We start from the raw sequence: 20,816 nt of genomic DNA on the forward strand, positions 1-20,816 counted from the left end.
TCTTATGCGGTCATGGCCATCGTCCACTTGGCTCTGATGACAGGGAATATCGGTAAAGACGGCGCGGGTGTGATGCCGCTGCGTGGCCAGACGAACGTACAGGGTGCCTGTGATATGGGCATGCTTCCCTACTATGCACCGGATTATACGGCACCCAAAGAGGTTGGGCTGATGACACCCCAGTTGGTGGACGGCATGCTTGACGGAACCATCAAGGGGGTGTTGAACATCGGTGAGGACCTCACACATATCCATCCAAATATCAACAAGATCACAAAAGCGTTTGAAAACCTGGACCTTATCTTTGTGCAGGAGCTGTTCATGACGGACATTGCCGAGCGTGCAGATATCGTCGTGGGTGTCAAGTCAGCCTATGAAAAAACAGGTATCTACATCAATGCGATGCGAAAGGTCCACCTCTCGACACCGCTTGTGAAATCTGACCTGCCGGATGACTGGGAAGTGATCAAACTGCTTGATGAGAAAATGGGAGGGGGGTTTGATTTTGAAAGCTCTGAAGATATCTGGAACGATGTAAGAAGAACGGCGACCAACAGATTTAGCGGTGCATCCTATGAGATGCTTAGAGCCAATGAAAAACAAGGCATCCAGTGGCCGATCACGGAAGAGGGAGGCACGCCGGTACTGCACAGGGAAGATTTCAGGACCAAAGATGGGATCGGCGCATTCAGGTACCATGGGTACAAACTCTCGGGAATGATCGAAGAGATAGTGAATAAAGCACTGAAGGGCTACCACCTAACGACAGGAAGGATCATGGCCCATTACAATAACTCTGCTCAGACAAAATATACAGAGAAGCTTATGAAAAAACATAAAGAGGATGTGCTTTTGGTCCATGAAAGTGACAGTGCAGATTTCCCAACGGAAAGAGTGATCCTAAGAACGGAGTATGGTGAAACCAATCCATTGTTGGTAAAATTCACAGATAAAGTACGTCCTAAAACACTCTATACAACATTTCACCATGTGGATTCAAAACTCAATAACATTTTTGGCGACAAGAGTGATGAACTTATCATGACCGCTGCATTTAAATCGATTCAGGTCGATGTGATTCCTGTAGATGCGTAGATCGCACTGTTTTTAATTTTGAGGTCGCAATTTGCGACCTTAGAGACGCTTCTCTTCTTCTTTTAAGCTACTAAATTTTTTTAATCATTTCATTATAAAACCTCCTATATAGCGCATTTTATAAGGTTTTCTATTGAAGTAGAAGATTTTATGGCCTACAAACGTCACTATAGCTAATAACCTTATAATCTAGATCTTTTGATTGTGAGCTATATGCTCTGACTTTTTGTTATAATTTATCAACTACAACTTAAGGGGAATTACGTTGGAACGAAGCGGGGGAAGTGTATCTTATATAGATATTATATTGTTAGGTATAACAATAAGTCTTTTTATAATAAAAATCGCAAACGATACGCAAGTTTATTTTTATAGTAATTATATTTTGTTTTCTATTATTTTTTTGTTTGTTTTCTATATTATTTCTGGATATGTCATTCCAAAAATATTTGGTTCAATAGCTTTTTCACAATGGTATTATTTGTCGATAGTACTGTTAGGTATTACACTTTCATTTTGGAATATCCCTAAAGTACTGCATTATTATTTTTTGGATAAAAAAGAGAAATGTATTACATCGAAATTAACATATAAATACTTTAGTTATACTAGTGGAAATGTTGGAAGAATATCGTTTAATACTGAGTATCAGACGGATATACCAAATACATTGCTAAAACTAAACTCTCTTTCTGCAGTTTCCAAAGAAACGTTTGATGCCTTACCTAATGAAGGTTTAAATATACAAATATGTGGTGATGTTTCACAAGTAGGTTTTGTATATTCCTATATAGAAAAATAATTAGACGGATTGGTTTTACTGGTTCCCACGTTACTGGTTCCCACGTTGCACGTGGTAACCCATACTTCAATTTTTTATACTAGTTAAATGTGAGTTTATAACCAAACTCTCATATGCATTCCCACGAACATCGTGGGAACGAGGAAACATGATATAATATAAAAGCTGCCATCTTGAAGGAAGAGTAAATGAAAAAGTTATTGCTACTAACAGTTCTTTTATTTGGATTACATGCAGAATCTATCAATGCATTACAAAAAAGCTGTTCTACTATTGAACAGATTGAAAAGATGAATAAAAATAAACTAAAAAAAGTTGCACACGTAAAAGATAAAAATGCAATACTTTTAATATTTCTAGATCCTGTGTTATCTGAACCAGAATTTAAAGGTAAGGGTTCACAAGACAAACATTTCATCGCGGCAATAAAACGTTTAAGAAAAAACTTAATAAAGCAAGGTATTGATGAAGTTGTCATATGGAATTTAAGTTCTTCTTGGGGAGGAATGATGGGTGCAGCAGTACCATTTAAAAATGGTTGTGCTGTTCAAGACTATGGAGAGCCAGACTTACTGGAAAAACTTATTCAAATGCATAAAGTATATCTCTTGATATCTAAATATGGATTAAACAGTAAACATGTACGTAAAGGTATTAAAGAGTTACTTATGAAGAGTAGGTATAAACGCGAGTTTGATGAAAAAATGATTGATATCATTATCAATAACCTTCATACTGTTGAGAAACAATTAAAGTGAAAATGCCCTTCTTATGACTTCTTTGAGTTACTGGTTTGTATAATCAAATCACCACTCAAGAGTGCAGTATAATAAAACTGTAAGAGTCGGTTGATGTAGATTGATTATCTCGTTGAAGCCGCTGTAAAATAGTGAGCCTGTGTGGGAGCTAAATAACTGAACCGGTAACTTGAGTGGAAACAGAGTCGGAATGATCCAGACTGCATTTACAAGCAAAAGTCAGGTTTGGTGAATATATCACACAGACGCAAAGGTCTGTGCTACCGAACTCTTCACTTAATGGAGGTTCTCATGGACAATTATATCGGAATAGATGTAGCCAAATCAACCCTGCAAGTTTTCATACCTAACAATGAAATGGATATTGAGATAGAAAATAGCCTTGAAGGGCTAAAAAAGCTCTATAGCAAATTGAAGAAGCAATACAGGAGATCAATAGAAGATATTGTATTTATCTATGAGTCAACAGGAAGCTATTCAGCTATCTTGGAGCATTACTGTCAAAGTAAGTCTATCAAATGCTTTAAAGTAGGTGCTTATCAAAGTGCTTCATTCTCCAAGGTCGTTAAAAATAGAAGCAAGACAGATAAACTGGATGCCCGTATGCTTTCACAGATGCATATACTGGCAAAAGAAGGAGAGGTAAAGGTACCTGAAAGAGATGTAAAAGCCCATCAGATACGTTCTCTGATAAAGTATTATCAATCACTGGTCAAAGAAGAGAGACGTAAAGCCAACTACCTTGAAGCTGCAACCTATAACCTGGAAGATAGTTATGTTCTTAAAAAGGTGAAACTCAAGATCACACAATTACAAAAGGAACAATCCGAAGTGATTGAAAAGATCATGGAGATCATTAAAGGCGATCCTGAATACCTTGAAGCCTATAACAATATCATCTCTATCAAAGGGATAGGAGAAAAAAGTGCTATCATTCTGCTCTATCTTTTTTTACGATATCCCAATGCTTCCAGACAACAACTTACAGCACTCTGCGGACTTGATCCTATACAGAGAAGTTCAGGTACATCCGTACAGCATAAAGAACGTATCTCCAAACAGGGACTCTCACTTATCAGAGATATACTCTATATGCCTACGATGGTAGCAGTCAGATATAACAATGAAATGCAAATGATCTATGAGAAACTTGTTGATCGCGGCAAACCCAAAATGGTGGCACAAATGGCTGTGATGAGAAAGATCATCTTGTTGGCTCATTCTCTTTATAAGAACAAGCAACAATATGATCCTGAGAGATATTTGATGTTTCAACAGCTGAAAGAGGAAAATAGCATGAAATAGCCTATTTTTTATGTTTTTTAAAGGTGGAAACTCCCACGGTTTCCGTGGGAACGAGCACGTGTCCCTTTTTTTGCCAAAAATCAACAAATTAGTGGGACAATCTACCCAAATATTGGTTTATACTCAACTAAAAAATATAAGAAATTATTATCATTGTATTATTGTTACACAAAACAACATAATTAAACCTCAAACTGTCATACTTGCTGAAATAGCCAGATATTTTATGTATACTAAATAAATAATTAGGCATCAAAAACTAAGGAACTGATACTATGGTCATAGAGAATATAAGGCATTTTATAAATGAAAAAGCTGAGCAATTTGGTGCAAAGATCGACAATGAATTTAACAAGCCATTTATTGAGCGAAATAATACTGGACAAGAAGCCTTAAAAGATAATGGTGCTTACTTTGGATTTATTCATCCAGAGGAAGAAGCATCTGGACCGTTTCATGATTTTTCATTAACAATTTTTCCAAATGAACAAAATAAACCTTGGTTAGTTTGCCTTGGAGTTGGTTCCAGTGGATTTAAGAATGACTATGAATTAGCAACTTATCCTGGACTAAGAAGACTTTTTTCCAAACTTGTGGACGATAAAGGATTTTGTAAATCAGATTTCTCAGATATAGAAACAGGTTTACCTAAAACAATTACGGGTCACGAAGATCTACAACATATAAAAAATACCATTAAAACTTACACGAAGGTTTTACCAGTTTGTCAAATAGTTGATGAACCTGAAAGTGAAAAAGGAAAACAGGTTATTGCTGCCTTTGTCGCTGGATATGCAAAATTAAGAGATTGGCCATCTAATAATAGCCATAGAAAAGCTGTTGTAGACGCATTAACTCCCTTTATGCAGACAGAAGCTAGTGACGAGATCAAAGATATCACAAATCTTTTGGATGAGAGAAAGTACTTGGTCCTCCAAGGCCCTCCTGGGACGGGTAAAACCAGAACAGCGAAGGAAGTTGCTAAGGGAATAAAAGCAAAAACATTCTTCACACAATTTCATGCAGAAACTAGTTTTTCAGATTTCATTTTTGGAATACGCCCAAACTTGGAAAGTGAGACACTTAACTATAAAGAAAATTTAGGAAGTTTTACAGAGGCACTGAAGTATGCTAAAAAGAAAAGTGATGAAAAAGTAATTTTAATTATTGACGAAATAAACAGAGCCAATCTTTCAAATGTTTTAGGTCCGGTATTTTACTTGTTTGAACATAAGATGGGTGAATCAGATATAGAAATTGAGATTTCTCCAGGATTTAAAATTAATAAACTACCTGAAAACTTTTTTGTGATTGCAACAATGAATACTGCCGATAGAAGTTTGGCTGTTGTTGACTTTGCACTTAGAAGAAGATTCGCATGGTATTCAATGAAACCAAAACAAATACATTCAAAAGAATTTTATAAAAAAGACTTTGCACAAATCAAAGAAATTTTTGAATGGTATGCTACAAGTGATGAGTTGTCGCTTCAACCTGGGCAGGGCTACTTTCTAGCAGACTCTAATAAAGAAATGGAAAATAGAATTCGATATGAAATATTTCCACTTATAAAAGAATATCTACAAGAGGGCTTATTAAGAAGTGCTAAAGAAGAATTTAATAATTATTTTACTACGCGAATTAAACAGTCTCTTTTCGAATGATAAAATTTATGGAAGTTTTTTGTGAAATACCTTGCTTGACTGAACGTTCAAATCAGTTGAATGGAATTGTTTTGCAAAAAAAATGGTTCAAATCAGCAGACAAAAGAATTATTGGACAATACCTTCAAAAATTTATTCAATATAATTCTAAGCAATTTGAATTTCTTGGAGTTCAACCCTTTATCAGTGGGACAGACCTAAATACATCCTTATATTTTAATACTTCTAATTATATCGGTGCCATTCCTCTAAGAGCGTCTGATACCGGTAAGCAAATAGGTGATTTTGTCGTAATGCCTAGATATATCGGAAAAGATAGATTTGAAGATTATATTGAGATTTTAAACTTACTTGGTACAGAAATAAGTCCTGAAGTTATTGACAGCTTGCCATTGGCATCAGGTAAAAACTTTCGACCCCCATTGTACTTAGAAGCCGTCAAGTTCATTAAATCACTTGAAGAACTAGTCAAGAAGCCATGGAGAAAGTTTGATAATAAAGAAAGAGTTTCTCGGCAACCCACAGGTCAAATAAATTGGAATAAGTATCTCAATAGCGAATATAAGGTTGAAAACAGAATAAAGTTTCCCGTAAGAAAAAATATCTTGAGTGAATTTCACCCTGAATATTCCGAAATTAGATATGTGTTTGACTTATGTAAACTCGAGCTTCATTCCTCAAATACTCCGCAAAGAATAAAAAATATAGTGAGGACGAAACTAGACTTCATTGAAACAAAACTTTATTTACATAAACCTTCAGTTACAAACCACATAACAATTAAAGCTTCTGACAATCTAACAGTGAAAAAATGCAAAGATCATGCGAATAAAATATTGAATCATAAAATGATTGATAGCACTGCATGGAGAGTCGATTTTGCTGATGTATTTGAAAAGTTTGTTCAATACATTTTTAAAGAAACAGCAAAAGAAACAGGCGGAAGATTTTATCCAAACTATAAATTCCATTCAAAATCATCTGTGCATTATAGCTGGGAATTGAAACATCTTGAACCTGATGCAATATATCAGAAAGACTCATTGTTAGTATTTATTGATGCAAAATATAAATCTAATCTATACAACAAATCTGATTTAAGTGATTCATTGAAAGAAACACATAGACATGACCTTCATCAAATTATGGCTTATTCTTCTTTCAGTAAGACAAGCAATAAATATGGTTTTTTATGCTATCCATCCAACAAGGTAGAAATTAAATCGATTAAGTATAGCAACCGAATTAGCGGTTCAGAAAACACAATACTTATTTTAGGAATACCGCTTAGAAAAGACAGTATTCATGAGACAAAATGCATTTTGATTGATGAGCTTAATAACATTGGAAAAAGTAGTATGTAATTCTAAGCAGACGGCTATCACAGCTTTGCATTGGAGATGGGATTATTGGGATTTGCGGTGTTAATAGATGTGGAAAGGTTTTGTAATATGCGAAATGTAGGTATATATTCCCATCGTGTCGTTGGGAATAAGAATGGAATAATGAGCAGTAATATAGCTAGGACTACTTCATGAAAATGATATCTATCACCATAGTAATAGCTTTGCTTTTAGGAGGGATAAAAGGATACTCTTTTTGGAAAGAGAGCCTGGCGAATGCTGCACTTGCGGCTGTGGCATCCGAAAAACTCAAACACAAAAAAGAAGTAGCCAGGCTCAAGCGCAACCATCGGAAGAAGTTAGCAAAAGTGAAGGCCAGAGAGAGGGCCAAGGCAAAAATACAGAGGACCCTGTCTGTTGTGCCTATCATGGGAGTCGCTGCTTTCGGGTTGTTTGAAAAACTTGAATATGATGAGTGGAAGAAAGAAAATCCGACAGGAACCTTCAAAGACTATACCGATGAGATCACTTTTGAAATGAACGAAGTTCTCAGAACAGAATACCAGGAATACTACGCAGAGTATCAAAGATTTCTATCCGCTCCAAAACAGAGTTTGGAATCGGATAGAAGTGCAGTTATCAGCCGTTGATCGACTGGGCACATTCGGCTATGACCGCCTCGGGTGCATGGGTGAGACCCTCTTTCATCCCTTTGGCTACGGGGTCCGGGTAGATCTCAAAGGTTTTGGCCTCGTATCCTGCCCAGACCTCTTTTGCGACATCTTCAGGGCTTGCTTTCTCCATAGGCTGATTTTCTGACATACTTGTGTCTATGGGACCCGCAAGCACTTCATAGACTTCTACCTCTTTCAATGCAAACTCCGCCCGTAATGCTTGCGTTGCAGAGTGCAAAGCACTTTTTGATGCACAGTAGAGCCCCATGACAGGAAGATTCACCAACGCCAAGATAGAGGTCACATTGATAATGGCACCCTCTTTGGCTATCTTGTTGCTGAAGGCGCGACAGACGTTGAGTGTTCCAAATAGATTGACCTCAAAGTCGACCGTATTGTCCTGCAGGATCCTCTGTTCGCTGTTGGTACCCGCGTTGTTGATCAGTATGTCGATAGAGTCTATCTTGGAGGCCAGTGCCTCAACACTTTGTTTGTCGGTCGTGTCCAGTGCACAGAGCTCTACCCGCGCATCCAGCTGCTTCAGTGCTTCTGCTTTGGAGATGTCTCGTACACAGCAGTAGACTTTCTTTGCATTGTGCCCCAGCGCTTCACGCACTAAAGCTGTTCCCAAACCGCCGTTGGCACCTGTGATCATCACACTTTTGTTTTCCAATAACATCATTCTGTTTCCTTTTCTAGATTTTGATACACTTTTTTTAGTAATGCTTTCAGCATCTCCGCCTCTTTGATGGTTAATCCTTCTGTCAAATGCTCATTATGCGCTTTGGATAGGGGGATGACCTTATCGACCAGCACGGCAGCTTCTTCCGTCGGGAAAAGGTTAAATGATCTTCGGTCCTGTGCATTGGGTACCCGTTTCATAAGACCTTTTTGTATCAGCCTATCGATACTGCGCGTGATATTCGCCTGGTCCTTATAGGTCGAATCCGAGAGTTCTTTTTGTGTCAAACCGCTTTTTTCCACCACTCTGAACAGCAAGGACCACTGCTCCGGCGATATGCCGTACGCTTTGAGCCTGCCGTTGAAGTTGGCTTTTGAGAGCAGAGCCGTTTTGTTCAAAAGGAATCCCAATGAATTGTCCATATCAAAAATCATTTTCACTCCTTTACGGCAGTATAGACTTTTTTTATTTAATTGTCAAGACAACTATTGTTATAGCAATTAATTCTACATGTATCACTTTTAGCTAAAAAATGTATAATCGCCCATTAAGCATCCATGATACTTAAATTATCTGTTACTTGAACAAACTGACATAATGCACCTACAAGCGGCGTGCATTTATTTGTAATATGATAAAAATCTGGTATTGTATATGAAATGTATATGAATGATCCGATCACATTATTATATAGAAGGTAAAAATTTGAAATTCAATCACAAAGAGGTCATTTTATTTGATCTGGATGGCACACTGATCGACAGTGTACCCGACCTGGCAGCAGCAGTCAATCATATGTTGGAAGTCTTGAACCGTGAAAGCTTCACTGAAGAAACGATCCGTTACTGGGTGGGAAACGGGGCACAGATGCTGGTAAAACGTGCTTTGTCGGGACAGACAGAGGTAGACGAAACCCTGGATCAGAGCCTGTTTGAAAATGCTTTGGAACTCTTTCTGAAATTCTATGGGCAAAACCTCTCCCACCGTACGATCGCCTACCCCAATGTGCCCGCTACGCTGCATGCCTTAAAAGAGAAAGGATACCGTTTGGTCATCGTGACCAATAAACCCTTTGATTTTGTCGTACCGATCCTGAAAGGGTTGAAGCTGGACGGGGTATTTGACTTCTGGGTGGGCGGAGACAGCCTGGAGAAGAAGAAACCCGATCCCCTTCCCCTGCTGCATGCCTGTGAGCATATGAATGTCAGTGTGGAACAGTGTGTCATGGTCGGCGACTCCAAGAACGACCTTCTGGCCGCCGGTACCTGCGGTATGCAGAGTGTAGGCGTCACCTATGGGTATAATTACGGAGAAGACATCCGCATCTATAACCCCACCTATATCATCAATGATTTCTCGGAGTTGAATGCGCTGCTATGAGTACGATAGAGAACAGTAAAGCAAAAATTGCCATCATAGGAGGAGGTGCTGCAGGCTCAAGCGCAGCACTCTACTTTGGTCAGCTTGGACTCAATGTGACACTGTTCGAGAAGGATGCAAGCCTGGTGAGCGGACCGCCATGGTGCCATTTGCATGCAGGGGGAAACCTCTATCGCGAGATCTCTGATGCCCAGTGTATCGCTTTGCTGAAGCAGTCCATAGACTTTTTACGTTTCTATCCTTTTGTGGTCGACTACCGGCCTACGGTCATAGTCCTGCCTGTGACTGACAGCTCTACCCCCGAAGCGCTGCTGCCGCGACTGAAGCTGCTGACAGAGGAGTACAAAGCGCTTATCGCTAAAGACCCCAAGAACGAAGTACTGGGGAAACCGGAAAACTATTATCAGGTCTACACCAAAGAAGCGATAGAACGACTGAGAGAAAAAGCAGTGGTGCAAAATCCCCGAACATCGGATGAGTGGATGATACCGGTAGCCAGGAACATCGACCTGGACAAGGTACAGTTCCCTCTTATCATGGTACAGGAATATGGACTGAACCTCTTCAGGCTTGCAGCCGGTGCCGAAATGACCCTTCAGGCGCTGGACTCTGTGACCCTGCATACAAACAGCATCGTCTATAATGTGCAGCAGAACGTGGAAACGGAAGGCTGGGATATCAGCTATATCAAGGAAGATGTCAGCCATACGGAGTCTTTTGACTACCTCATCAACGCTGCAGGTTTTAAAACAGGCAAGATCGATGATCTCTTGGGCGCCCCCTGCAAATCGATGGTAGAGTTCAAGGCGGCCTATGTGAGCCACTGGGACGGATGTGAGGGTACACAGTTCCCTGAGATCGTCTTTCACGGAGAGCGCGGTACACCGCGGGGCATGGGGCAGTTCACTCCCTACCCCGGCGGTTATTTTCAACTGCACGGCATGACCAAAGAGATCACCCTCTATGAAGACGGCCTGGTCGCCAGTTCTCTTGTAAGCTGCCAGCCCCGATTGGGCCAGGACTTCATAGACAAGATAGAGAGGTCCTGGACAGAAGAGGAGACGGAAAAACGTACAAGAGCTGCGATCGAACACCTCTCCCAGTACATTCCCTCTTTCAAGAGTGCCACGGTAGGGAGCAAACCGCTTTTTGGTGCACAGCAGATCCCCGGGGATGATCCGACCCTGCGTGTGGCGGAAGTCTCTTTCCCCAGAGAACGCTATGCAAGATGCGAGATCGTCAAGGTCTCCTCGATCCTGGATATGATAGATGCGATCGCGAAACAATTCGTCTCGTTAGGCTATCTGAAAGCCGATGTGGTAGGCAGGCGTGACCTGCCGCATGCGATACACCTGGACGAAGTTTCACTAAAAGAAAGAGCGGAATCCATAGCAGAAGCACGCGAATATCCGCGTGATATGGCCAACAGAAACATTTCAGAACAGAGAGGATGAAACGCTTTTACTGCTACTGAAAATGGTGGCTTTTACAGGGGTAGCGTGTTTCGTTCTTGGCCACTTTCGCATAGACCGTCAGAGGCGTGCCGGTCTCTTCGGCGATCTGCATCACTTCACTGTAATGTTCCGGAGCAAAGGTGACCAGCATTTCAAACTCTTCACCGCTGAAACCTATCTCATCCTCGATCTTCTCAAATTCATGGAATCCGTATCCGTTAAGATCCAGCATCTTGTTCGTATCGCAGTAGAGCCCGTCGGAGATGTCCATCCCTGTACGCAGAAGCGGTCTGGCTTTGGCTATGAAATCTGCCCTTAACACAGGATCGAAGAAGCGGGAGTCATCCGCTATTTTTTCACCTCTGTAGAGTGCGTCCAGGTCTCGTTTACTCCCGCCGAGTACCCCTGTATAGGCCAGCAGGTCACCCTCTTTGAGGCCCGTACGCAAAAGCGGTGTATCGCTTTGGGAAACAATAGTGATAGAGAGGTGCAGTTTGTCTCCGCCTATCGTATCTCCGCCGATGATCTCACAGCCATACTCTTTGGCTGTCCTATCCATACTTTCTGTAAGTTCGTCGATCTCCGCTTCGGTCATCTCTCTGGGTATGGAGACGGTCACAAGCGCATAGAGCGGCCGTGCATTCATCGCGATGGCATCAGAAATATTGATAAGCATTGCCTTGCGCCCTATCTGCGCCATGCTCATCCACTCACGCTTGAAGTGCGTATCTTCAAAGAAGGCATCCATGCTGTAGAGCATGTCCCCTATCACCGCCGCATCATCACCGATATGCTTGGAACTCAGTCTGTTTATCAGGTATTGTTCTTTATCTATTTTCTTCATAGGTGGGATTGTAGCATATTATCTGTCATCATTGGTATGACAGTTATGCCTGTTTAACCTGTAAAATAGACAGATGATATACATTCCTTGCGCTATTTTGATACAATAAACAAAAAAGAGGTTTTTATGAAACAGCTGCTCTCTTTATTGATCATACCCCTCTTCCTCTCGGCAAACGAAGCACAGGCCATCATCAAAAAAATGGAAAAGAACCTCCGCGGCGACCACATGTACTCCACCATGCGTATGATAGTCACTTCCAAACGCGGTACACGCACGGTAAAGATAGAAAGCTGGTCCGAGGGGAACGATAAGAGTTTCATCAAGATCCTCTACCCCAAAAAAGACAAAGGCATCACCTTCCTGAAGATCGACAACCAGATGTGGCAGTACATCCCCAAGATAGAACGAACCATCAAGATACCGCCCTCGATGATGCTTCAGAGCTGGATGGGAAGCGACTTTACCAATGATGATATGGTCAAAGAGAGTTCTCTGGAAGAGGACTATACCGCCAGACTTCTCTCCAAAAAAGGAAACGCTGCTACCTTGGAACTGATCCCTAAACCCAACGCCGCTGTGGTCTGGGGAAAGATCATCATCGATGTCGATCTGAACAATGCTGTACCGGTCCGGGAGGTTTTCTATGATGACAGGATGCAACAAGTAAGGGTGATGACCTTCTCCAACATAGAACGGCATGGATCACACAGGGTACCTATGGTCATGGAACTCCAACCTCTGGATCCGAACAAAAAGAAGAACCGTACGAAGGTGGTCCTTGAACGGGTCGATTACGATACCGAAATAGATCCTTCCTATTTTACAAAACGGGCTTTAAAACGCTATTCAAGGTAAAAAGGTAAAACTGTGCTTTTTTCTCTCGCTTTCAGAAATATTGTAAGATCCAGGGGCAGAAGCATCACCACCTTGCTTTTGAGCACATTCAGCACCATGCTCTTCATCAGCTATGTTGCACTGATGAACGGTTCCCATCATCAGATCATCAAAAGTACGGTGGAGATCTATACGGGCTATGCACATGTGAACCTTGAGGGGTATAGAGACGAGAGTGGCTACGATAACCTTATCGAAGATGCGGGGAGTATCGAGGAGATACTTGCAAAAGATGCTTCCATCCAGATCTACAGTCCCAGGTTTGAGACCTATGCACTGCTCTCTACAGAGGAAAAGGCCATAGGCAGTCTCATTGGAGGGATCATTCCTTCCCGTGAAAAAACACTGAGTAAACTGCACGATTCCCTCGTCAAAGGTGCCTATCTTGAGGATACGGACACCAATGCCATCTACATCGGGTCTGAACTCTCCGAACGCCTTAAGGTGGATGTAGGCAGCGAGATCGCTATGGTAGGTTCTTCCGTCGATTACTCCATCGCTGCGGATCTTTTTACCGTGAAGGGGATCTTCAAAACGGGTCTTTTCGAATTTGATTCCCAGTCGGCCTTTGTCAACAAAGCCTACCTGGACACCGTGATGATGAGTGAAAATATAGCCAGTTATTTCACCCTTGACTTCCATGACAATGAGAAGATAGACACCATGACCGAAAACCTGCACTCTTTACTCCCGCCAGGGATGGAAGCGGTCAGCTGGAAAACACTTCTTTCCGCCCTGGTGCAGGCGATGCTGGTGGATTCCATTTTCGGGTATATCTCCATCTCCATCTTTTTTCTGGTGATCTTTTTTGTGATCATGATATTCTCCTATGTCAGTATCTATACACGGGCACGTGAAATAGGACTGTTGCGTGCACTGGGGCTGACCTCCAAAGATATTTTTGGTATGCTTTTTATGGAGATCCTGCTGCTTGCTGCGGTCAGCATACTCCTGGGTACCCTCATCGGTGCTTCCATCGCCTACTACTTTGAACTCCATCCTATCGTGATATCCGGTATCGCCGAAACCTATAAAGAGTATGGCGTGGTCAGTGATGAAATACCTATGCACTTTGATCTTTTTACCATTGCATGGAATGCACTGACGATCTTTATACTCGATCTGGCAGCCATACTCTATCCCATCTTCAAGGTCAACAAACTTACCGCTATGGAGGCAATGAGATATGTATAATACCCTAGCCTGGCTCAGTATCTGGAGGCGTAAGACCCGCTCCCTGATGGTGATCATGATGATCGCTCTGAGCCTTTCAGGTCTGCTCGGACTGCAGGGGCTTTATGATGGGATGATCAGCCATTTTATCAATACGACCATCCGCAGTGACTCGGGAGAGATATCTCTCTACGATCAGGGCTATAGATTGAACAAAAGTCTGGAGTACAGGCTCACACCCATTTCACACTATACAGAGGCTCTCTCTGAGATAGATGCTGTCGAAGCCTATGCCGTCCGTTTGGAAAAAGAGGGTCTCATTGCCACCGCGCACAAATCTCTCGGCGCTGTCCTGAAAGGCATCTCTCTGGAAAACGAACGGAATTTCGGAGGGCTGGATGCCTTCATCACCCAGGGAGCATACAGTTTTGGTGAAAAGGATCAAAACGCATTGATCGGATCGGCCTTGGCAGACAAGTTCAACCTGGACATAGGAAGCCGTGTGGTCTTCACGGCACAAGATGCGGCCGGGGAGATCAACGCTATCTCTTTTCGCATTAGCGGTATACTGAAAACAGGCAACAATTCTATTGATGATCAGGCTGTGTTTGTCTCTATGGAAAAAATGTCAACATTTCTCAATGTGCATCAGAGCGCCACCCAGATAGCGCTGCGCGTGAAAGATGCCGGGCATATCCCTATGGTGCAGCAAGCGCTGCAAAAACGCTTTCCCGCCATTGATGTGCTTCGCTGGGACGAACTTTACCCTTTTCTGATACAGATGCAGGAACTGATGAATATCTTCAATCTGGCCTCTTATGCCATTGTCTTTATCGTGGCTGCGCTGGGCATCTTCGGGGTGATGCTTGTCTCTGTGTTGGAACGGCTGCGTGAGTTCAGCATCATGCTTGCCATCGGAACGCCCTACCCGACAGTAAGAAACCAGATCATCATGGAAGCCTTCTTTCTGGGTCTCATCGGCTACATCGCAGGGGCTTTCGGGGGATGGGTCCTGCTATGGTATATGTCAACCGCGGGTGTGGATATGCGCGCTTTTGAAGCAGGTTTGGAACTCTACGGCTACAGTGCCGTGATGTATGCGAACATGCATCTTTACTATTTCTTTCAAGCCTTCTTTGCTGTATTTTTTGCTACCCTGCTTTCAGTGATCTGGCCGCTTCGAAAGCTTAAAAAGATAAAACCCATACAAGTCATACAAGGAAAAATGTTATGAAACTCAGCCATGTCTACAAAACATTCTACCCTGATACGCCCAAAGAGGTCAAAGCCCTGAACGACATCAATCTTACCTTTGAGAAGGGAGAGTTCACCACGCTCAGCGGTGAATCGGGTTCGGGAAAGACCACCCTGCTGAACATTATAGGCGGGCTTGACTCTGTGACAAGCGGACAGGTCTTCTTTGAGGGGGAAGAGATATCGGCTTACAGTGAAGAGAAGATGGCTAAGCTGAGACTGCACGATATCGGTTTTATTTTTCAGGCCTACAACCTGATACATGTACTGACCGTGAGGGAAAACATAGGCTTCATCATGAAACTGCTCAAGTTCGATCAAAAAGAGAGGGAGGCACGTATCATGGAATTGGCTTCGATCCTGCAGATAGAGGAGATCCTGGATAAAGTTCCCAGTGAGATCAGCGGAGGCCAGCAGCAGCGTGTGGCAGTCGCACGTGCGGTCGCATCACGCCCCAAACTGATACTGGCAGACGAACCCACAGCGAACCTGGATTCCAAGAACAGTGCACGCCTTATGAATATGCTGCGCACACTCAATGAAAAAGAGCAGGTCACCGTCATTTTCGCTTCCCATGACAAATATGTGCTAGAGCAGTCCAAACGTATCATCGTGCTGGATGATGGAGTGGTCGTTGAAGACCGTTAACTACCTGACCCTGCTCTGCTTGACCGTGCCGCTCATGGCCATAGAGCATGACCTCACTATAGAGAACACGAACTATACGATCTCCAAAATTCCCTACACCCAGGATGAGAGAACCCTCTACAACTACAATAGGCTGAGACTCACCGATAAGATCAAAGAGGGAAACTGGTTTGCCCAGATCATCGCAGATATAGACAACTATTACGGGGAGACCTATCTGGAGAGTTTCGAATACGGGTTTTTTCGCAGCATCCGCGCAGATACCCCTTTTGAGATAGAAACCAATGCCAAAAATTATGGAAAAGGCGAAGTGTTTGGAAGAATACACCGTTTTTATGCCGGTTATGGCGACGCCAAGCACAACCTGGTCTTTGGTCTACAAAAGATCACGATGGGTGTCGGGCGCATCTGGACCCCTACCGATCTCTTCAATCCCAGAAATCCCCTTGCCCTTGAACCTGACCAGATCTACGGCAATTTTGCCCTCTCCTATACCTATGCGCTGGGTGAACTGAGTCAGGTCATGGGTGTGACTGCAAAACGCGAGGATGACAGTTACAAATACGCGGGAAGGATCAAAGGGAATGTTGCAATCGGCGATATCGCACTGGACCTCTACACAAGCAATGATGCCGAGATGATCGCGTATGAGATAGAAGGCAATCTTTTTGATACCGGTATAGAGTGGCGGAGCGAAGGAGGATACTATAAGGACAAACTTCTGGACAGGGAATTCTACCAGGCCATCCTAGGAGCGGATTACGGTTTTGTCAACGGCGTTACCATCATGGCCGAATGGCTGCATTCATCAAAGACCTACACCGCCGATGAGATCGTGAACTATCAGAAAAGCAGTCTGGGGTACAACCGTCATCTCTCTTCCGACTATCTGGGAGCCTCTGTCCATTATGACTTCAACCTGCTCTACAGCGGTGCCCTGAGCGTGATCCATAGTCCAGAGGACCAAAGCAGCTTTATCTCCCCTCTCCTCACCTACAGTATCAGCGACGATGCTTCCATAGCCATCGGTGCGATGCTTTATACGGGGGAGGATGAAAGTGAGTTCGGCCGTGCAGAGAACAGCTATTATCTTCGTTTAAAAGCGACCTACTGATCTTTTACCACGCACTTTTTCCACGTTCCACCCCGGAGAAGAAGATGAATGAGTGGAAAGTAAAATGTACTCGCACCTACATCCAAAAACCTTTATGTAAACTTAATTTAATCATAATAAACTTTTATTTTTATAATAAGTTAAGTTTTTAACACTATAATAGCTTTTGAATTTTTAAATAAAGGATAATATTTTTCCTTTATTATCAATATTTCATCATAGAGGAGCAAACCATCGAAGTACTATTTTATACAGTTATTATTTTTTTCGCTACCGTACTTTTTATTATTCCATCGATCAGAGCAAACATAACGATCTTTTCCCAACCGACATTTACACTGCTCACCATACTGTTCCTGGGCACTACCACGGCTGATGCTGCTTATAACAACATAGCAAAATATGCCGAAATAAATCAACAAACATTTGATACTATCGTTAAAAAACTCATCAAAGTAGAGTCTACCACAGGTGACTATCATATTAGAAATAAAAAAAGCGGTGCCTACGGACGCTACCAGATCATGCCCAAAACAGCCAGAGCCTATGCCAAAAAACTGAACATCCCTTACCGTGAATGGAAACAGCCGCGAAATCAGGACAGAATATTTAAAGCCATCCTCAAGGACAATGTCAGGGCACTAAAAAGAAACGGCATCAAGATCAGTGCGTTTACCATCTACGGGGCGCATCAGCAGGGTGCAGGCGGTTTTAATGCCATTATGAAGAACAAGAAGCTTACCAAAAAGCTGGAAAGAAATCTTCGATATAACCTTCCCAAAAAACTAAGAAAAACACACCGTTCAAGACTCGTGATGGTATGGAAAGCGTATTGGCAAGAGAAGCTTGCCTAAGAAGAAAGCCTCTTTACTGGAAGTTCAAATGTCATCTGAAATCAAATAGCAGTATAATTGTGATATAATCACCTTCAAAAAAAACTTAAAGGAAATTTATAATGACCACAAGCGACCCCGACTCGCGTAGCTTTTACCCTTCTTACGCAGGAGAAATTCTATGACTCTGCTGATCGTTTACCTCTCAATCGCCATTTTTATCTCGTTTCTTTGCTCCGTGCTGGAGGCAGTGCTGCTTTCAAGTACCAACTCTTATATCCAGAGTTTGTCCAAAGACCATGATGAAACTCTCGTAAACAAGCTTACAAACCTGAAGTCAAATATCGATAAACCGATATCTTCCATCCTTACCGTCAATACGTTTGCACACACTATGGGTGCAGCGGGTGTGGGAGCGCAGGCACAGATCCTTTTTGGTGAAGAGTGGCAGGCGGTTGTGGCTTTTGTCATTACCCTTTTGATCTTATATCTTTCAGAGATCCTGCCTAAAACGCTCGGTGCGCTCTACTGGAAAAAGCTTTTGATCCCAGCGGCGCATATCATTTCCTTCATGGTTGTGATAACAACGCCTTTTACGTGGATCTCTTCGTTCCTGACAAGATTTATTTCAAAAAATAAAAAACATCAGAGTAATTTCTCTCGCGATGAGATCATGGCAGTCGTTGCGATGAGTGAAAAAGAGGGAATCATCCGTGCCAAAGAGAGTGATCTGATCGAAAACCTCTTGAAGCTTAAAAATATAAAAGCAAAAGATATCATGACCCCGAGAAGCGTTGTTTTCGCATTGCCCGCTTCAACCACTATTGAAGAAGCCATAGAAGATGATCGAATGTATATACACTCCCGTATTCCGATTTTTTCAGAGACGCTTGATGATATTGTCGGTATTGTTTTTAATCAGCGGATCCTTGAAGAGAGCAATGAAGACAATGACCATATTACTTTGGAGAGCATCTCACATGAAGTGCATATGGTTTCTGAAAATCTTCCTGTTCAAAACCTGATCGACCAGTTTGTAAAACGGAAAACGCATCTTTTCATAGTCTATGACAGTTATGGTCAGACAGCAGGTGTCGTTACCCTCGAAGATGCGATAGAGACGCTTTTGGGTGTTGAGATCGTTGATGAGATGGATGAGGTCGAAGATATGCAGGTTTTTGCCAAGGATAAAAATAAAGAGTTTCAAGACCGAATGAAGCTCGAAAGAAAAAAGATTGAAAAAGCAAAGCTGACGTAGCGGGTGTCAAGGACAGGTGGACGGGGGAGAAAGAACGATCCACCCGCTTATCTAGCAAACCTGGATGATCCTGTCTCTTAAGGCTTCGGTGAGTAAGATCTCTTTGACCCTTTCCTGCCATAACGTTCTGAACATACTTTTCTCTTGATCGGATGCTTTTCCCTGCAATACTTTTCCCATCAAAGGCTTCAATCTCCGGTCTCCAGGGATCACTGAAGGGTCATAGTTGAGTGAAACAGAGAGATCGTTGTCCATTCTTCTTAAAGTGACCTCTCCGCTCATGTTCTGCTCGTAAGCGATCAGGTTGTTCCTTGAAAACTTTCCCTGTATCCCCTTGAATCCCTCTTCACCGCCTGCTCCCACGATAAAGGAGATGATATTGCCTGTCACACCTGTTGTTCCCTCTGTCTTCTTCCCTTTTATCCCGACAAAGATGTTACCGCGCTGCGGCAGCTCAGAACCGTAGAGGATATGTAATCCGACCATTGTCATAAGATAGGCTCCTGCCACCGTGGGACAGGAGTGGCCTGCCTGTTTCACACAATCCAAATAACTGATCTCCACTTTACCCTCTTCCAGGGCACCTAAAAGATCGCTCAGCGGATCATAGAGCAGAATGGGGTCAACTTCATCAAAAAATAACGGGTATTGCATCTGCATCATCCTCCTTTTCTCTGGATCATAGGATCCGTGTATAACTATTTATATTCCCAGAAAGGCAGTAAAAAATCTATTTGATCGTCATCCAGTATCTCAAGTGTATCCACAATGCATTGGATGTGCACTTTGGTCACCGCCGCTTTCAGTTTGGCCACTTCATCTATTTTAGTCTCGAGATCTTTCGGGGATTCCTCATCCATGAACAAGGCTTCCATGATCTCTGTCTCCAGGGTATCGATCTTTCGCTTTGCCTTTTGCACCTCTCCGATCGTATTTTTTCGGATCACAAGAAGTTTCTTTTTCTGCTCGTCGCTGAGCCCCAGAGCCTGTTTGTCCCAATGTTTGATAAGAAGCTTTGTCATATGCGGCAAGGCTTCCTTGTTGATCAGGAACGGGGAGTTCAGCAGCGCATTCATTTTGTCATTTTTCTGAATTTCATTGATCATATCAACAAATTCTTCGGAAGGATAGTTCTCGATCAGATGATCCGAGATCTTGGAGAGCTCTTCCTCGGTAATACTGCCTTTCAGCGAAGGCATCACACCGTACTGCTGTACCTTGTTCGATTCGCACACAGATTTTTCGGCTGCTGGATTCAGCACATAATCGGCAATAAATGCTTTCATTTTCTCTTTGTCGTTCATCACCAGCTTCGTATGATACATCACAGCCTCCATAGGCGGTGCTTTCAGCTCAGGTATCATGTCAGCCGTTGGTCTTTCAAGCATATGGCATGCGGCACATTTTGACTTTACCAGATCAACTTCACCCGCGTGCAATGCACCGATCCCTATCATGGCTGCTGCCAAAACCGTTCTTTTTATCATTTGTTCTCCTTTTTTTCTTGATCCATTTGTTGTGAAATATACATCGCTGTCATATTATCCATCGTGTTGATATGATTGACGATCCAATCAACGGACTCTCTGAGGAACCTGATCGATAGTAAGTATCGGCATGTCATATCCTTTTTGATTG

Annotated in this window: 21 protein-coding genes; 16 read left to right on the forward strand and 5 right to left on the reverse strand. The window is 42.6% G+C overall.

All coding sequences use genetic code 11. The annotated features are described in order from the left end of the window. The 7 genes from VIM88_RS04905 to VIM88_RS04935 all read left to right on the forward strand — a co-directional run. Window positions 1-1,095: molybdopterin oxidoreductase family protein (locus VIM88_RS04905; RefSeq protein WP_331861766.1), on the forward strand; the 1,095-nt coding region annotated here is incomplete at its 5' end. 265 nt (window positions 1,096-1,360) lie between these two features. Next, window positions 1,361-1,897 (forward strand): hypothetical protein, encoded by a 537-nt coding sequence (locus tag VIM88_RS04910; RefSeq protein WP_331861767.1) that lies wholly within the window; start codon window positions 1,361-1,363, stop codon window positions 1,895-1,897. A gap of 188 nt (window positions 1,898-2,085) precedes the next feature. Then, window positions 2,086-2,655 (forward strand): hypothetical protein, encoded by a 570-nt coding sequence (locus VIM88_RS04915; RefSeq protein ID WP_331861768.1) that lies wholly within the window; start codon window positions 2,086-2,088, stop codon window positions 2,653-2,655. 291 nt (window positions 2,656-2,946) lie between these two features. Next, window positions 2,947-3,960, forward strand: coding sequence for an IS110 family transposase (locus VIM88_RS04920; protein WP_331861769.1), 1,014 nt, complete (start codon window positions 2,947-2,949; stop codon window positions 3,958-3,960). A gap of 275 nt (window positions 3,961-4,235) precedes the next feature. Further along, a complete protein-coding gene (locus tag VIM88_RS04925; RefSeq protein WP_331861770.1) occupies window positions 4,236-5,624 on the forward strand; it encodes an McrB family protein in 1,389 nt (462 codons plus the stop codon). Window positions 5,625-5,632: 8 nt separating this feature from the next. Further along, window positions 5,633-6,988, forward strand: a complete 1,356-nt coding sequence (locus VIM88_RS04930) for a 5-methylcytosine restriction system specificity protein McrC (RefSeq protein WP_331861771.1) — start codon at window positions 5,633-5,635, stop codon at window positions 6,986-6,988. Window positions 6,989-7,158: 170 nt separating this feature from the next. Further along, complete coding sequence (locus VIM88_RS04935) at window positions 7,159-7,617, forward strand: hypothetical protein (RefSeq protein ID WP_331861772.1); 459 nt, start codon at window positions 7,159-7,161, stop codon at window positions 7,615-7,617. On the opposite strand, the gene VIM88_RS04940 is transcribed toward VIM88_RS04935, so the two are convergent. Both VIM88_RS04940 and VIM88_RS04945 read right to left on the reverse strand, forming a co-directional pair. Beyond that, window positions 7,607-8,323, reverse strand: coding sequence for an SDR family NAD(P)-dependent oxidoreductase (locus VIM88_RS04940; RefSeq protein ID WP_331861773.1), 717 nt, complete (start codon window positions 8,321-8,323; stop codon window positions 7,607-7,609). The genes VIM88_RS04935 and VIM88_RS04940 overlap by 11 nt on opposite strands. Next, complete coding sequence (locus VIM88_RS04945) at window positions 8,320-8,757, reverse strand: MarR family winged helix-turn-helix transcriptional regulator (protein ID WP_331861774.1); 438 nt, start codon at window positions 8,755-8,757, stop codon at window positions 8,320-8,322. The genes VIM88_RS04940 and VIM88_RS04945 overlap by 4 nt, the downstream gene beginning before the upstream one ends. Before the next feature lie 271 nt (window positions 8,758-9,028). Between VIM88_RS04945 and VIM88_RS04950 the strand changes: the two genes are divergently transcribed. Both VIM88_RS04950 and VIM88_RS04955 read left to right on the forward strand, forming a co-directional pair. Further along, window positions 9,029-9,703 (forward strand): phosphoglycolate phosphatase, encoded by a 675-nt coding sequence (locus VIM88_RS04950; protein WP_331861775.1) that lies wholly within the window; start codon window positions 9,029-9,031, stop codon window positions 9,701-9,703. Then, a complete protein-coding gene (locus tag VIM88_RS04955) occupies window positions 9,700-11,157 on the forward strand; it encodes an FAD-dependent oxidoreductase (RefSeq protein ID WP_331861776.1) in 1,458 nt (485 codons plus the stop codon). Before VIM88_RS04950 ends, VIM88_RS04955 begins: the two co-directional genes overlap by 4 nt. A gap of 13 nt (window positions 11,158-11,170) precedes the next feature. Here the strand turns inward: VIM88_RS04955 and VIM88_RS04960 are convergent, their stop codons facing one another. Continuing rightward, window positions 11,171-12,001 carry a thiamine-phosphate kinase gene (locus VIM88_RS04960; RefSeq protein WP_331861777.1) on the reverse strand — a complete coding sequence of 277 codons (831 nt, stop codon included), beginning with the start codon at window positions 11,999-12,001 and terminating at the stop codon, window positions 11,171-11,173. 126 nt (window positions 12,002-12,127) lie between these two features. On the opposite strand from VIM88_RS04960, the gene VIM88_RS04965 reads away from it, so the two are divergent. The 7 genes from VIM88_RS04965 to VIM88_RS04995 all read left to right on the forward strand — a co-directional run bounded on the left by VIM88_RS04965 (window position 12,128) and on the right by VIM88_RS04995 (window position 19,178). Continuing rightward, the gene (locus VIM88_RS04965; protein ID WP_331861778.1) at window positions 12,128-12,859 is read left to right on the forward strand and encodes an outer membrane lipoprotein-sorting protein; all 732 of its coding nucleotides are present in this window, start codon (window positions 12,128-12,130) and stop codon (window positions 12,857-12,859) included. 12 nt (window positions 12,860-12,871) lie between these two features. Further along, window positions 12,872-14,092 (forward strand): ABC transporter permease, encoded by a 1,221-nt coding sequence (locus VIM88_RS04970; RefSeq protein WP_331861779.1) that lies wholly within the window; start codon window positions 12,872-12,874, stop codon window positions 14,090-14,092. Then, window positions 14,085-15,305, forward strand: coding sequence for an ABC transporter permease (locus VIM88_RS04975; RefSeq protein WP_331861780.1), 1,221 nt, complete (start codon window positions 14,085-14,087; stop codon window positions 15,303-15,305). The genes VIM88_RS04970 and VIM88_RS04975 overlap by 8 nt, the downstream gene beginning before the upstream one ends. Continuing rightward, window positions 15,302-15,973 carry an ABC transporter ATP-binding protein gene (locus VIM88_RS04980; RefSeq protein ID WP_331861781.1) on the forward strand — a complete coding sequence of 224 codons (672 nt, stop codon included), beginning with the start codon at window positions 15,302-15,304 and terminating at the stop codon, window positions 15,971-15,973. The genes VIM88_RS04975 and VIM88_RS04980 overlap by 4 nt, the downstream gene beginning before the upstream one ends. After that, a complete protein-coding gene (locus VIM88_RS04985) occupies window positions 15,960-17,087 on the forward strand; it encodes a hypothetical protein (protein WP_331861782.1) in 1,128 nt (375 codons plus the stop codon). Before VIM88_RS04980 ends, VIM88_RS04985 begins: the two co-directional genes overlap by 14 nt. 410 nt (window positions 17,088-17,497) lie before the next feature. Then, window positions 17,498-17,941 carry a transglycosylase SLT domain-containing protein gene (locus VIM88_RS04990; RefSeq protein WP_331861798.1) on the forward strand — a complete coding sequence of 148 codons (444 nt, stop codon included), beginning with the start codon at window positions 17,498-17,500 and terminating at the stop codon, window positions 17,939-17,941. Between the two features lie 160 nt (window positions 17,942-18,101). Continuing rightward, a complete protein-coding gene (locus tag VIM88_RS04995) occupies window positions 18,102-19,178 on the forward strand; it encodes a hemolysin family protein (RefSeq protein WP_331861783.1) in 1,077 nt (358 codons plus the stop codon). Window positions 19,179-19,229: 51 nt separating this feature from the next. On the opposite strand, the gene VIM88_RS05000 is transcribed toward VIM88_RS04995, so the two are convergent. Both VIM88_RS05000 and VIM88_RS05005 read right to left on the reverse strand, forming a co-directional pair. Then, complete coding sequence (locus tag VIM88_RS05000; protein WP_331861784.1) at window positions 19,230-19,832, reverse strand: hypothetical protein; 603 nt, start codon at window positions 19,830-19,832, stop codon at window positions 19,230-19,232. 44 nt (window positions 19,833-19,876) lie between these two features. Next, window positions 19,877-20,665 (reverse strand): hypothetical protein, encoded by a 789-nt coding sequence (locus VIM88_RS05005; protein WP_331861785.1) that lies wholly within the window; start codon window positions 20,663-20,665, stop codon window positions 19,877-19,879. Window positions 20,666-20,816: the final 151 nt, after the last annotated feature.

Source organism: Sulfurovum sp. (genome assembly GCF_036568385.1).
Taxonomy (GTDB): Bacteria; Campylobacterota; Campylobacteria; order Campylobacterales; family Sulfurovaceae; genus Sulfurovum.

Coding starts and splice junctions, on each gene's coding strand:
- VIM88_RS04915 (WP_331861768.1), top strand. CDS start 2,086: ATGAAAAAGTTATTGCTACTAACAGTTCTTTTATTTGGATTACATGCA.
- VIM88_RS04920 (WP_331861769.1), top strand. CDS start 2,947: ATGGACAATTATATCGGAATAGATGTAGCCAAATCAACCCTGCAAGTT.
- VIM88_RS04925 (WP_331861770.1), top strand. CDS start 4,236: ATGGTCATAGAGAATATAAGGCATTTTATAAATGAAAAAGCTGAGCAA.
- VIM88_RS04930 (WP_331861771.1), top strand. CDS start 5,633: ATGGAAGTTTTTTGTGAAATACCTTGCTTGACTGAACGTTCAAATCAG.
- VIM88_RS04935 (WP_331861772.1), top strand. CDS start 7,159: ATGAAAATGATATCTATCACCATAGTAATAGCTTTGCTTTTAGGAGGG.
- VIM88_RS04940 (WP_331861773.1), bottom strand. CDS start 8,323: ATGATGTTATTGGAAAACAAAAGTGTGATGATCACAGGTGCCAACGGC.
- VIM88_RS04945 (WP_331861774.1), bottom strand. CDS start 8,757: ATGATTTTTGATATGGACAATTCATTGGGATTCCTTTTGAACAAAACG.
- VIM88_RS04955 (WP_331861776.1), top strand. CDS start 9,700: ATGAGTACGATAGAGAACAGTAAAGCAAAAATTGCCATCATAGGAGGA.
- VIM88_RS04960 (WP_331861777.1), bottom strand. CDS start 12,001: ATGAAGAAAATAGATAAAGAACAATACCTGATAAACAGACTGAGTTCC.
- VIM88_RS04965 (WP_331861778.1), top strand. CDS start 12,128: ATGAAACAGCTGCTCTCTTTATTGATCATACCCCTCTTCCTCTCGGCA.
- VIM88_RS04975 (WP_331861780.1), top strand. CDS start 14,085: ATGTATAATACCCTAGCCTGGCTCAGTATCTGGAGGCGTAAGACCCGC.
- VIM88_RS04980 (WP_331861781.1), top strand. CDS start 15,302: ATGAAACTCAGCCATGTCTACAAAACATTCTACCCTGATACGCCCAAA.
- VIM88_RS04995 (WP_331861783.1), top strand. CDS start 18,102: ATGACTCTGCTGATCGTTTACCTCTCAATCGCCATTTTTATCTCGTTT.
- VIM88_RS05000 (WP_331861784.1), bottom strand. CDS start 19,832: ATGCAATACCCGTTATTTTTTGATGAAGTTGACCCCATTCTGCTCTAT.
- VIM88_RS05005 (WP_331861785.1), bottom strand. CDS start 20,665: ATGATAAAAAGAACGGTTTTGGCAGCAGCCATGATAGGGATCGGTGCA.